Annotated in this window: 10 protein-coding genes; 7 read left to right on the top strand and 3 right to left on the bottom strand. The window is 69.0% G+C overall.

The features are described from left to right. Positions 1-8: 8 nt before the first annotated feature. Positions 9-587 carry a sigma-70 family RNA polymerase sigma factor gene (locus tag TPAU_RS18865; RefSeq protein WP_013128346.1) on the bottom strand — a complete coding sequence of 193 codons (579 nt, stop codon included), beginning with the start codon at positions 585-587 and terminating at the stop codon, positions 9-11. A 178-nt stretch (positions 588-765) separates the two neighbouring features. Here TPAU_RS18865 and TPAU_RS18860 point away from each other — a divergent pair, with 178 nt between their 5' ends. After that, positions 766-1,065, top strand: a complete 300-nt coding sequence (locus TPAU_RS18860; protein ID WP_013128345.1) for a zf-HC2 domain-containing protein — start codon at positions 766-768, stop codon at positions 1,063-1,065. A 13-nt stretch (positions 1,066-1,078) separates the two neighbouring features. Here the strand turns inward: TPAU_RS18860 and TPAU_RS18855 are convergent, their stop codons facing one another. After that, positions 1,079-4,987: a Pls/PosA family non-ribosomal peptide synthetase gene (locus tag TPAU_RS18855; RefSeq protein WP_013128344.1), complete on the bottom strand. Its 3,909-nt coding sequence runs from the start codon at positions 4,985-4,987 to the stop codon at positions 1,079-1,081. A gap of 151 nt (positions 4,988-5,138) precedes the next feature. Here TPAU_RS18855 and TPAU_RS18850 point away from each other — a divergent pair, with 151 nt between their 5' ends. From TPAU_RS18850 to TPAU_RS18835, 4 genes are all read left to right on the top strand, one after another. Then, on the top strand, positions 5,139-6,128 hold the full coding sequence (locus TPAU_RS18850) for an alpha/beta hydrolase (protein ID WP_013128343.1): 990 nt from the start codon (positions 5,139-5,141) through the stop codon (positions 6,126-6,128). A 129-nt stretch (positions 6,129-6,257) separates the two neighbouring features. Next, positions 6,258-6,824 (top strand): hypothetical protein, encoded by a 567-nt coding sequence (locus TPAU_RS18845; protein WP_013128342.1) that lies wholly within the window; start codon positions 6,258-6,260, stop codon positions 6,822-6,824. A gap of 86 nt (positions 6,825-6,910) precedes the next feature. Next, a complete protein-coding gene (locus tag TPAU_RS18840; protein ID WP_049825900.1) occupies positions 6,911-7,735 on the top strand; it encodes a MerR family transcriptional regulator in 825 nt (274 codons plus the stop codon). Between the two features lies 1 nt (position 7,736). Then, positions 7,737-8,090 carry a VOC family protein gene (locus tag TPAU_RS18835; RefSeq protein ID WP_013128340.1) on the top strand — a complete coding sequence of 118 codons (354 nt, stop codon included), beginning with the start codon at positions 7,737-7,739 and terminating at the stop codon, positions 8,088-8,090. Positions 8,091-8,102: 12 nt separating this feature from the next. Here TPAU_RS18835 and TPAU_RS18830 read toward each other — a convergent pair whose 3' ends face one another. Then, on the bottom strand, positions 8,103-9,971 hold the full coding sequence (locus tag TPAU_RS18830) for an ABC transporter ATP-binding protein (RefSeq protein WP_013128339.1): 1,869 nt from the start codon (positions 9,969-9,971) through the stop codon (positions 8,103-8,105). 236 nt (positions 9,972-10,207) lie between these two features. Between TPAU_RS18830 and TPAU_RS18825 the strand changes: the two genes are divergently transcribed. Next, positions 10,208-11,125 carry a SpoIID/LytB domain-containing protein gene (locus TPAU_RS18825; RefSeq protein ID WP_013128338.1) on the top strand — a complete coding sequence of 306 codons (918 nt, stop codon included), beginning with the start codon at positions 10,208-10,210 and terminating at the stop codon, positions 11,123-11,125. A 74-nt stretch (positions 11,126-11,199) separates the two neighbouring features. Beyond that, a complete protein-coding gene (fgd, locus tag TPAU_RS18820; RefSeq protein ID WP_013128337.1) occupies positions 11,200-12,210 on the top strand; it encodes a glucose-6-phosphate dehydrogenase (coenzyme-F420) in 1,011 nt (336 codons plus the stop codon). Positions 12,211-12,214: the final 4 nt, after the last annotated feature.

Here is a 12,214-nt window from a genome sequence, read left to right as displayed (position 1 = left end):
CTCCTCGGTCAGCCCGCGGCGCGGGTCGGGTCGGCGGCTTCGCCGTGAACCAGGGTGTGGAGGTCGGTGCGAGCTCGTGCCACCCGCGAGCGGATGGTGCCGATGGCGCACCCCACGATCTGCGCGGTTTCGGCGTAGCTGAATCCGATCACCTGGGTCAGCACCAGGGCCTCGCGGCGGTCGTCATCGATCCGTTCGAGCAGGTCGCGTAGTTCGACGCGAGCGTGTTCGGGCAGGTCGCGATGCGGCGCGGCGGCGAGACCATCCAGATCGGTCCCGTCGCCGACGGGTGTGCTGGGGCGGGCGGTGCGGTGGCGTATCGCGTCGATCACCACATGTCGGGCGATGCTGGTGAGCCAGGTCCGGGCCGAGGATCGGCCCTCGAAGCGATGCAGCGAGCCGAAGGCGCGCAGGTAGGTCTCCTGCACCAGATCGTCCGCCTCGTCGGCCCCGGCGACCAGCGCCACGAACCGTCGCACATCGTGCTGGGTCAGGGCGACGAACTCCGCGAGGGCGGTTCCGTCGCCCCGGCCGGCACGCAGTGCGGCGGCGGTCGCCGCACTGACATCGGCATCCGGATTCGGCATAGGGGCATTGAACGCGACTCCGGGAACCGGTCATACCCGCTGAGGGTATGGTCGCGAAAATGCTTCTGTGACTGAATGTCCCCAGGTGAGAAAGGGTGCGATTCGCGGGAACCATCCCGCACTCTGGTACGACTAATACCGTAGGGCAGGGTGTGCGCCAGAGCCGGAAGGGGGCGATATGCACTGTGCGAGGTGGCGCGGCGCGCTCTCCGCCGAGCTCGACGGTGAGCTCGACGCTGCCGAGCGCGCCGGACTGGTGCGCCATCTGGGCGCATGTCCTGCGTGCGCGGTGTGGCTGGAGGAGAACCGGCGTATCGGCCGCCGTCTCGCCCTGCGCTCCGTCGAACCCGCGGAGGACCTGCACGCCCGCCTGCTACCGCTGGTCGACCTGCGCACCATCTGCGGCTGCGGCGACGTCTGCCGCTGCGAACCCGAGTGCACGTGCGGCGACCTCTGCGCCTGTCGCGCGGCGCACTGAGACCGGTCGCCGCTCAATCACGTTTGCGCTTGCCCTCGTTGAACACCCACGGCGAGATCGGGTTGCCCTGCCACTTGGTGTTCGCGGGCACCGAATCGCCCCGCATCACCAGCGACGCGGGGCCCACCGTGGCGCCGTCACCCACCGACGAGGCGGGCAGCGCGACGCAATGCGGTCCCAATGTGGCGCCCTTGCCGAGCACGACGGTGTCCATCGCCATGATGCGGTCGTGGAACAGGTGCGTTTGCACCACGCATCCGCGGGAGACGGTCGCCGCGTCGCCGAGCGTCACCAGATCGGCTTCGGGCAGCCAATAGGTCTCGCACCACACACCGCGGCCGATCTTCGCGCCCAGCATCCGCAGCCACAGGTTGAGGATCGGGGTACCGGTGGCGGCGTGGGCGAACCACGGCGCGGCCACGCACTCGACGAAGGCGTCGGACAGCTCGTTGCGCCACACGAACGACGACCACAGCGGATGTTCTTCGCGCCCGATCCGGCCCACCACCAACCATTTCGCCGCTGCGGCGATGCAGCAGGCGGCGGCGCCGGCGACCAGCAGCGTGACGCCGGATAGCACAGCCGCGAGCCACCAGCCGACGTTGATCACGAAGTAGTTCAGGGCCACCAGCACGCCCAGCCCCAGCCCGAAACTGACGAACACGGCGAGCAGGCGGGCCGTCTCCACCGCGCCGCGGGCCATGCGCAGCGCCAGTGAGGGGTTGTAGGTGAAGGTGGAATCGGTGTTGCCTGCGGTGCGGCGCAAGCGGACCGGCGGGCTGCCGAGCCACGAACTGCCGGACTTCGCCTTCGACGGCGTCGCGCTGAGCACGGCGACGAGGCCGTCCTTCGGGACGCGGCGGCCCGGACCCGTCATTCCCGAATTGCCGAGGAAGGCTCGCTTGCCGATCTTCGCCTCGTCGATCCGCATCCAACCGCCGCCCAGCTCGTAACTGCCGACCATGGTGTCGTCGGCCAGGAACGACCCGTCGCCGATGGAGGTGAACTTGGGAATCACCATCGCCGTGGAGATCTCGGCGTCCTTGCCGACCTTGGTGCCCAGCATCCGGAACCACAGCGGGGTGAGCAGTGACGCGTACAGCGGGAACAGGAAGGTGCGTGCGGCGTCCATCAGCCGCTCGGTGGCCCACACCTGCCAGCCCACCCGGCTGCGTACCGCGTGATAGCCCGGCTTGAGGCCGATCGAGAGCAGTCGCACCGCGATCAACGTGAGCAACGCGTAGACGGCGAGCGAGACGATCACCGCGATCGGCAGGGCCGGAAGGGACTGCAGCGTCGCCTCTTCGAGGTTCGATGCGTCCTTCACGACCCAACCCAGCAGGGCCAGGCCCGCGGCGATCGCCACCATCGGCAGGCCGGCGAGCAGGATCGAGCTGACACCGTAGATCCATACCCAGTAGGGCTTGCGGGGCGGCCGTTCGGACGGCCACGGGTGTTCGGCCTTACCGATCTTCTCGGCGGGCGAGCCCGCCCAGTGCTGCTTCGCCTTCACCTTGCCGAACACCGCGGAACCCGGGCCGATCTCGGCGCGGCGGCCCACCTTCGCGCCCGGCAGCAACGTGGAGCGCGCGCCGATCGAGGCTTCCTCGCCGATGCTGATCGCGCCGATGTGCAGTTCGTCGCCGTCGAGGTAGTGACCGGCGAGGTCGACCTCGGGCTCCACCGAGCACTGGTCGCCCAGCTCCAACATGCCGGTCACCGGCGGGAGCGTGTGCAGGTCGACGCCGCGGCCGATCTTCGCGCCGAGCGCGCGAGCGTAGTAGATCATCCACGGTGCGCCCGACAGATTCTCCGCACCCGACGCTGCGGTGAACCGCTCGGCGATCCACAGCCTCAGATGCTCCGGGCCACCGCGCCGGTACACGCCGGGTTCGAGTCCGGAGAGCAGCAGGCGGCACGCGATCACCGACATCGTCATGCGGCCGATGGGGGTGATGAACACCAGGAACAGCGCCAGTACCACCCACCAGCTCAGCGTGGGCAGCAGCGTGGAACCGGTGGCCCAGGCGAAGACGTTGTTGGCGATGGCCATCCAGGTCAACCACTGCAGGCCGGTCAGCGTGGTGAGCGGCACCGACAGCAGGATCTGGGCCAGACCCGTCGACCGCGGCGTGGGGCGTACCTCGCGGGGCTCGGCCACCTGGGCCGGGTTCAGAGAGTCCAGATACCCGGCGAGCGAGCCGAGCCGCGGATGGTCGTAGAGGTCGGCGACGGTGACCGACGGGTACTGCTCGCGCAGTGCCGTCACCAGCTGGGCGGCGCTCAGCGAACCGCCGCCCTCGGCGAAGAAGTCGGCATCCTCGCTGGTGATCGGGGCGCCGAGGATGCCGGACCAGCGCTCGGCGACCCACTCGGCGGTGCCGGTCAGATCGCCGGTGTCGGCGTCGTCGGCACCGGGTAGCGGCCAGGGCAGGGCGTTGCGGTCGACCTTGCCCGAGGTGCGGGTGGGCAGCTCGTCCATCAGGGCGAGCCGTGGCACCAACGCAGCGGGCAGCTGCTCGGCGAGGATCTCGCGGGCGGCCTTGATATCGAAATCGGGGTCGGTGGAGGCGAGGTAGCCGACCAGCATCGACGTACCGGCCGAGTTCTTCCGGACCGCCGCGGCGGCGCCCGAGACACCGGGCAGGTTCTGCAGCGCATTGTCGACCTCGCCGAGTTCGATACGCCGCCCACCCACTTTGACCTGATCGTCGGCGCGGCCCTCGAACAGCAGCCCTTCCGGATCGAGTCGCACCAGATCTCCGGAGCGGTAGGCACGGTCCCAACCGAGCGTCTCCATCGGCGCGTACTTCTCGGCGTCCTTCGCGGGATCGAGGTATCGGGCCAGGCCCACCCCGCCGATCACCAATTCGCCGGATTCACCCTCCGCCACCGGCAGTGAGGTGGCCGGGTCGACGACTGCTAGGTCCCAGCCTTGCAACGGCAGGCCGATGCGCACCGGGCCCTGACCGTCGAGGGGCGCTGCGCAGGCGACGACGGTGGCCTCGGTGGGACCGTAGGTGTTCCACACCTCACGGCCGTCCACGGCCAGTCGCTGCGCCAACTCCGGCGGGCACGCCTCGCCGCCGAAGATCAACAGCCGAACCGCTTCCAGGGCTTCCGCCGGCCACATGGATGCGAGGGTCGGCACCGTCGACACCACGGAAATGTCGCGGGACACCAGCCACGGTCCCAGGTCCATGCCCGAGCGCACCAGCGAACGCGGTGCGGGTACGAGGCAGGCACCGTGCCGCCACGCCAGCCACATCTCCTCGCAGGAGGCGTCGAAGGCCACCGAAAGGCCGGCGAGCACGCGATCGCCCGGCCTGAGTGGTTCCTGCTGGAGGAACAGACGGGCCTCGGCGTCGACGAAGGCGGCCGAATTGCGGTTCGTCACGGCGACGCCCTTGGGGGTGCCGGTGGACCCGGAGGTGAAGATGATCCAGGAATCGTCGTCGGGGGTGGGGAGACGGTTGCCCGGGCCCGCGGTGCCGGCCGCGATGGCCGCCGCGCGATCCTTGGTCGCCGGTGCGCGCCACAGTCCGTCGCCGGTGAAGATCGCGGCGGCGTCGGCCTCACCGAAGACCAGGTCGGCGCGCTCCTGGGGATCGTCGGCGTCGACGGGAGCGTACGCCGCCCCGGCGGCCAGGGTGGAGAGGATCGCCACGTACAGCGAGCGGTGTCCCGACGGCATCCGCACGCCCACCCGGTCGCCCGCCTGTACGCCGCTGCGGCCCAGGAAGTCGGCGCCCTCCATCACCTCCTCCCACAGCTCGGAGTAGGTCAGCACGCTGTCGCCGTCGTCGATCGCGGGCTCTTCGGGGTACGCCTCGACGGTGGCTTCGAGGATGTCGATCAAGGTCCGCGGCTCGGGGGCCAGCGCGGACAGCAGATATTGCGGGGGGATCTCGTTCGGGACCACGGTGGCCGACTTCCTCCGGTGATTACAGCGCGGACGACAGAGAACACATCACTTCGCGACGATTGTGTCAGGTCACATCCGGACCGCAGCACGGACCGGCGGAGCTACGCTGTTCTCAGCATTACTGATCGGTAACCAAGGAGTAGTCGAGATGGCGGTCATCGCCCATCGGGGCCGCAGCGCGCGCTCGCGCGTGGTGTTGTGGTTCGTGCGGATCGTGATGAAGACGATCTTCCGGTTGTTCCCGCTGAGCGACCGCACCCTGCCGCTGCTGCGGGCAGTCGAGCCATACCTGAGCCGGGTGCCGCAGTCGGTGCGCGGAGTACGGATCGAGAAGGTGACCCTCGGCGGAGTGCCGACCGAGCGCATCGTCCCCGACGGTGACGCGGACCCGCATCCGCGCGCCGCCCTGATCTACTACCACGGCGGTGCGTTCATCGGATGCAACCTCGACACGCATCGGCGGATCGCCGTGCTGCTGGCCCGCGGCCTGCGAGTTCCCGTGTACAACGTGGAGTACCGCCAGTACCCCGACGGCGGCGTGGGCACCTCCGTGGCCGACGGTTTCGCGGCGTACCGCGAACTCCTCGACTCCGGTGATGTGGACCGGATCCTGGTTGCGGGCGACTCGGCCGGCGGGTTCGTGTGCGCGAAGGTCATTCAGTACGCCGCCGAGGCGGGCGTTCAGCGGCCCACCGCGTTCGCCGGTTTCTCACCCTTCCTCGACATCAGCGCCACGCTGCCGCGGAGCTCGCGGCACGATGCGATGCTGCCGCTGGCCAAGATCCGCAAGCTGCGGACAGTGCTCGGACGCGGCCCCGAGGACCTGCGCGGTCCCGAGGACATGACCACCGACGCCACCGCGGCGTACTTCCCGCCGACCATTCTGTTCGCCGCCGATCGCGAGGCGCTGATGGTGGACTCCTTGGAGTTGCACGGCTCTCTGGACCGGGCGGGCGTACCCAATGAGGTGCACATCTACGACGGCCAGGTGCACGCCTTCGTGGTGGGGGCCGGGATCACTCCGGAGTCCTGGAACGCCTACAAGGTGACGGTGGCCTTCCTTTCCGACCGGCTGACCGAGGCCGAGTCGCAGGAGGTGGATGCCCGGGTCAGTCCGGAGCATCACCTCGCGTCCTAGCCTTGCCGCCTAGCGAACTTCGGTGCGGAACTGCTGTGATTCCGTCGGTGTGACCGCATTTTGGCACCGCAACCCAGGATCAAGACCGTAAACTCGCATCGTGACTATTCGTCATCGGGGGCGGTCGGCGTGCGGCGCGTGATCTCGGTGCTCGCCGCCGTCGTCGCGGTCCTGGGCATCGGCGTCGTGATACCGGGCGTCGCGGGTTCGGCGTCGGCCTGCAGTTGCGTGGCGCAGGAGGCCCCGCCGGATCTCGTCGTGATCCGGGGCGTCGTGCAGGCACAGCGCGTCGGATACCGCGATACCGACGTCCAGGTGCGGGTCACTACGATGTACGGGGCTCCGCCGGAGAAGGTGACGGTGGTCCGGGTGCAATCCGGCAGCTACACCTCCTGCGGCAGTTCCTTCCGGAACGCGGAAGAAGTGGCGCTGGCGGTGAAGCGGGAAGGCCCGCGATGGGTCAATCCGGTGTGCGCCAACGCCGTGCTCCGCGACTCGCAGGGCAATCCCCGCGACTTCGCGGGGGTACGGCCCGGAGCAAACGCGCCGGAGAATCCGCTCCCCGGGGCGCCGCAGTCGTGGCTGTTCTACCTCCAGCAGCCCGTCTACCTGCAATACCCCGTGCTCGTTGTGGCAGCAGGAGTCGCTTGCGTCCTGCTCGTCGGCCTGATCGTTGCGGCGCGGGCGAGGCGGTGACGGGTTCCACCGCGCCCGGTCGAACTCGGTGATCGGACAGTGGCGGGCTTGACCCTCCCGGCAGGGGGAGCCTCCATACTCGATCCGTGAACGCAACCGGACTGATGTCGATCGGCATGTTCTCGCGCGCCACGCTGCTGTCGGTCAAGCAATTGCGGCGGTACCACGAACAGGGGGTACTGGTGCCCGCCGCGGTGGACCCGGATTCGGGCTACCGCCTCTACGATGCGGCGCAGGTCCACGACGCCGCCGTGCTCTCCCGGCTCCGTGATCTGGATCTACCGCTCGCCGAGGTGGCACGGGTCCTCGAGGCCCGTGATCCGGAGGTGACCCGCACCGTGCTCGCCCAGCACGAGCGAACCCTCCGTGAGCGCCGCGCCGATCTGGAACGCGCCATCGTCGCCCTGCAGGACGCGACGGCGCCGCTGGTCCACACGCCTACGCACCTGCGCGAGTTCGAGGCGGTCGACGTCCTGGAGATCCGCGGCACCGTGGAGCACACTCGGCTGCCCGAGTTCCTCGGCGCAGCCTACCCGGAGCTCGAAACCTGCGCCGCGGCGGCCGGACTCACCGTGTCAGGGCCGTCGATGGCCGAGTATCCGGCGCAGTTCTCCGATGTGGAGGAGGTGTCGGCGCTGCTGCCGGTATCCGGGCCCGGTGCGGTCTCCGGACGGGTGCGTAACCGTCGGCTGGGCCGTGTGCACTGCGCGGTCGCCGTGCACCACGGTGCCTACGACACATTCGACGAGACCTATGGCCAACTGGGCGCGTGGATCGCTCGCAATGCCACCGACGCGCAAGCCCCCATCATCGAGCGCTACCTCGTCGATCCCCTCGCAGCTGCGACCCCCGCGGACCTGCGTACCGAGATCTGGTGGCCGGTCGTGGCCGCCGCACCGAAGGAGAACTGACATGACACTGACCCTGCAGATGATCAACCTGGACTGTGCGAACGTGGCCGGCCAGGCGGAATTCTGGTCGCGAGCACTCGGATTGGAGGTGGACCCCAACGACGGCAATGCCTTCATGCGCACCGTGGGCTACGCCAATCCGGCGCTGCCCCGGATGATGTTCCTCGCGGTCCCCGAGGGGAAGACGGTCAAGAACCGGATGCATCTGGATCTGCACGCCGACGACCGCCCTGCCGAGGTGGCACGCCTGGTTGCGCTGGGGGCCAGCCATGTTCGCGACCACGACGAGTGGGGCGTGCAATGGTCCGTGCTCACCGACCCCGAGGGCAACGAGTTCTGCATCGCGCAGGGCTGACGCGTATCGCGGCTATGCCGCCTGGTCGGCGAACTGGGTGCGATAGAGCTCGGCGTACCGGCCGCCCTGTGCGAGCAGAGCCTCGTGCGTGCCGCGCTCGACGACGTGGCCCGCCTCGAGGACGAGGATGAGGTCGGCCGAGCGGATCGTCGACAACCGGTGCGCGATCACCAGCGACGTGCGGTCCGCGAGTGCCTCACCCAGCGCTGCCTGCACGGCCGCCTCGGATGTCGAATCCAGGTGGGCCGTGGCCTCATCGAGGATGACGACCGAAGGCTGCGCCAGGAGCAGGCGGGCGATGGTCAGGCGCTGGCGCTCGCCGCCGGAGAGCCGGTATCCGCGTTCGCCCACTACAGTGTCGAGCCCGTCGGGTAGGTGCGCGATCAGATCCGTCAGCCGGGCGCGACGCAGCGCGTCCGCGATCTCCGCCTCGGTGGCGTCGGGATTGGCGAGCACCAGGTTCGACCGGATGCTGTCATGGAACAGGTGTCCGTCCTGGGTGACCAGACCTACTGCCGAGTGCAACGATTGTGCGGTGATATCGCGAAGATCGGTGCCGTTGAGGGTGATCGACCCCGCATCGGGGTCGTACAGCCGCGTGGCGAGCTGCGCGATCGTCGACTTGCCCGCCCCGGAGCTGCCGACCAGGGCCACCATGGATCCCGGTGCAGCGGTGAAGGAGACGTCGTGCAGGACGGTCTCGCCGCCGCGGGTGTCGAGCTGCGCCACCTCCTCCAGTGAGGCGAGTGAGACCTTCTCCGCCGACGGATACGCGAAGCTCACACCGTCGAAACGCAGTTCGGTGGGGGACTTGTCGATGGTGATCGCGTTCGGTGCATCGCGCACCATCGGCACCAGGTCGAGCACTTCGAAGACCCGCTCGAAGGAGACGAGCGCGGTCATCACCTCGACCCGGGCGTTCGCCAGTGCCGTCAGCGGCGCGTACAGCCGGGTGAGCAGCAGTGCCAGCGCGACCACCGCGCCGGCCTGCAGATCGCCGCGCAGGGCGTAGAAGCCGCCGACGCCGTAGACCAGGGCCAGGGCGAGCGAGCTGACCAACGTCAGCAGGGTGACGAACAGCATTCGCGCCATCGCCGTGCTCACACCGATGTCGCGGACCGCCGCTGCGCGCGCGGCGAACTCATGCGATTCCAGGTCGGGGCGGCCGTACAGCTTGACCAGCGTGGCGCCCGGGGCCGAGAAGCGCTCGGTCATCTGGTCGCTCATGGTGGCGTTGTGCCGCGCAGCGCGGCGCGACATCCCCGCGATCTTCCGGCCCATCGGTCGTGACGGCAGGATGAAGATGGGCAGCAGGATCAGTGCCAAGAGCGTGATCTGCCACGAGATACTGAGCATGACGCCCAGCGTGAGCAGCAGCGTCACCACGTTCGTGACCACGCCCGCAAGGGTGTCGGAGAAGGCGCGCTGCGCGCCGAGCACGTCATTGTTGAGTCGGGAGACGAGCGCGCCCGTGCGCGTGCGGGTGAAGAAGGCCACCGGCATCGTCTGGACGTGATCGAAGACGGCGGTACGCAGCTGGAAGATCAGGCCTTCGCCGATACGCGAGGAGTACCAGCGGGAGAGCAGATCTACGCCGGCACCGACGATCGCGATCACGGCGATGAGGATCGCGAGCTCGACCACCACACTCACCGGTCCGCCGCCGACGATCCGGTCGACCACCCGTCCGGCCAGCAGGGGAGTGGCCACCGCGAGGAGGGCGGAGATCACGGAGAGTGCGAGAAATGCGGTGAGTCGCCACCGGTGCGGACGGGCGAACGGACCCATGCGCCGCAGCGTCTCGATCGGGCGCTTCGACGGTGCGTCGAGGGCGCGCGATCCGCGGTACAGGGTGTCCCAGGCGACCGATTCCATGCTCATGCATACAAGGCTAGGACCTCAAGTTAACTTCATATCCAGGACGTTCGCCGACGGCGGAACCGTGGACTCGAGCGATGCCGCGCGAATCGCCGGGGGTAGGCGAAACGCAACCCTCAATGGTAACTTGAGCCTCAACAGTCTCAATAATCACGTTAGCCCCTTATGTAATCGCCGCGTGCGAACTGCGGCCCCGTCGCAGGCGTGACGGGTGCCGACCACAGACCGAAGGAGACCCGATGCCCGTCTGGATCGACGGCGGACCTCGTCGTTCTCGGCGCTCGCGGGCCGTCCGGGCCGCGCTCGTCACCGTCCTGCCAGCGCTCGTGATCGGCGGCGTGCTGACCGGGTACGAAGCCGTCTCCGACCCCGCACTGGTCGACGATTCGGCCCCCGGAGATGCGGTCGCGCCGGGAAGTGCCGGCGGCCACGGCCGCGGTATGAGCCAGCTCGGCGCCTTCGGATACGCGAAACAGGGCTGGAACGTGCAGCAGATCCTGGATCGCTACTACCCGGGTACCACCATCGGTGCCGTGCACACCGGGCTCCCGATCACGGTGCGCCTCACGGACCAGAACCGGCTCGACGTGCTCGCGCCCGCGGGCGGCCTCATTGCCGGCAAGTCGCTCGCGCCCGGCCAGGCGGTCAGCATCGAGGGCACCACGGCGACGGTGCGTGCCGGCTGCGGCGGCCAAGTGCTCGGCACGCTCGAGGTTCCGGACGGCACCGTCAACCCGCCCTCGCCCAATCAATCGCTCCCCGCGGACCAGGTGCTCCGCTTCTGCGGTAGCAACGCCGGCTATCGCGGCAGCCTTCTGGTGCGCGACGGCAAGGTGCTCAACGTCGTCGGCATCGAGGACTACGTGCGCAGTGTGGTCCCCGTGGAGAGCTCGCCCGGTTGGGCCGACCAGGGCGGCAGCGCGGCACTGCAGGCGCAGGCGATCGCCGCGCGGTCCTACGCGCTGGTCCGCGGTGCCGAACGCGGCGATACCTTCGACGACACCCAGGCCTCGCAGGTGTACGGCGGCCTCGACCGGGAGGACCCGCGCACCGACGCCGCCGTCGCGAGCACCACCGGACTCGTCATGGCGAAGGAGGGCCGGGTTTACGAGACCGAGTACGGCGCCTCCCGCATCGACGATCCGTCCGGCCCCTAACGAACCGGCCGCTCAGGCCCGGACGCCGGGTACGTGCGGGTGCGATGTCGGGCCCGGCCAGTAGGGTGAATCCCATGGCGAAGTTGCAGCTGGGGTACAAGGCATCGGCGGAGCAGTTCGGGCCCCGCGAGTTGGTGGAGATCGCGGTCGCGGCGGAGGCCGCGGGTATGGATTCGGTCGCCGTGAGCGACCATTTCCAGCCGTGGCGGGTGAACGGCGGCCACGCCCCGTTCTCCCTGGCGTGGATGGCCGCGGTGGGCGAGCGTACCGAGCGGGTGAAGATCGGTACCTCGGTGATGACGCCCACCTTCCGCTACAACCCCGCGGTGATCGCGCAGGCATTCGCGTCGATGGCGTGCATGTACCCCGATCGGATCTTCCTCGGTGTGGGCAGCGGTGAGGCGCTCAACGAGTACGCCACCGGCTTCCAGGGCGAGTGGCCCGAATTCAAGGAGCGATTCGCGCGCCTGCGGGAATCAGTGCGACTCATGCGCGAACTCTGGTCCGGCGAGATCTCCAACTTCGACGGCGATTACTACCACACCAAGGACGCGGTCCTGTTCGACATCCCGGAGCGCCCGGTGCCGGTGTACATCGCCGCGGGCGGGCCGGTGGTGGCCAAGTACGCCGGCCGCGCGGGCGACGGCATGATCTGCACCTCCGGTAAGGGCATGGACCTCTACACCGAGAAGCTGATCCCGGCCGCGAAGGAGGGCGCCGAGCTCGGCGGCCGCGACTTCGACGCGCTCGACAAGATGATCGAGATCAAGATCAGTTACGACCCGGACCCCGAACTCGCGCTGGAGAACACCCGGTTCTGGGCGCCGCTCTCGCTCACCGCGGAGCAGAAGCACAGCGTGAACAGCTCGGCCGAGATGGAACGCCTCGCCGATGAGTTGCCGATCGAGCAGGTCGCCAAGCGGTGGATCGTCGCCTCCGATCCCGACGAGGCCGTCGCGGCGGTCAAGCAGTACACCGATGCGGGCCTGAACCACCTCGTCTTCCATGCCCCGGGTCACGATCAGCGCCGGTTCCTGGACAACTTCCAGCGCGATCTGGAACCCCGGCTGCGCGCGCTCGGCTGAGTCG

Source organism: Tsukamurella paurometabola DSM 20162, assembly GCF_000092225.1.
Taxonomy (GTDB): domain Bacteria; phylum Actinomycetota; class Actinomycetes; order Mycobacteriales; family Mycobacteriaceae; genus Tsukamurella; species Tsukamurella paurometabola.
Note: the sequence above shows the minus strand (reverse complement) of the source record. Positions and strands in the feature narration are given on the sequence as shown.

Bases quoted from the DNA above. Each gene is read 5' to 3' on its own strand.
- TPAU_RS18850 (WP_013128343.1), top strand. From the start codon at position 5,139: ATGGCGGTCATCGCCCATCGGGGCCGCAGCGCGCGCTCGCGCGTGGTG.
- TPAU_RS18860 (WP_013128345.1), top strand. From the start codon at position 766: ATGCACTGTGCGAGGTGGCGCGGCGCGCTCTCCGCCGAGCTCGACGGT.
- TPAU_RS18865 (WP_013128346.1), bottom strand. From the start codon at position 587: ATGCCGAATCCGGATGCCGATGTCAGTGCGGCGACCGCCGCCGCACTG.
- TPAU_RS18830 (WP_013128339.1), bottom strand. From the start codon at position 9,971: ATGAGCATGGAATCGGTCGCCTGGGACACCCTGTACCGCGGATCGCGC.
- TPAU_RS18825 (WP_013128338.1), top strand. From the start codon at position 10,208: ATGCCCGTCTGGATCGACGGCGGACCTCGTCGTTCTCGGCGCTCGCGG.
- TPAU_RS18835 (WP_013128340.1), top strand. From the start codon at position 7,737: ATGACACTGACCCTGCAGATGATCAACCTGGACTGTGCGAACGTGGCC.
- fgd (WP_013128337.1), top strand. From the start codon at position 11,200: ATGGCGAAGTTGCAGCTGGGGTACAAGGCATCGGCGGAGCAGTTCGGG.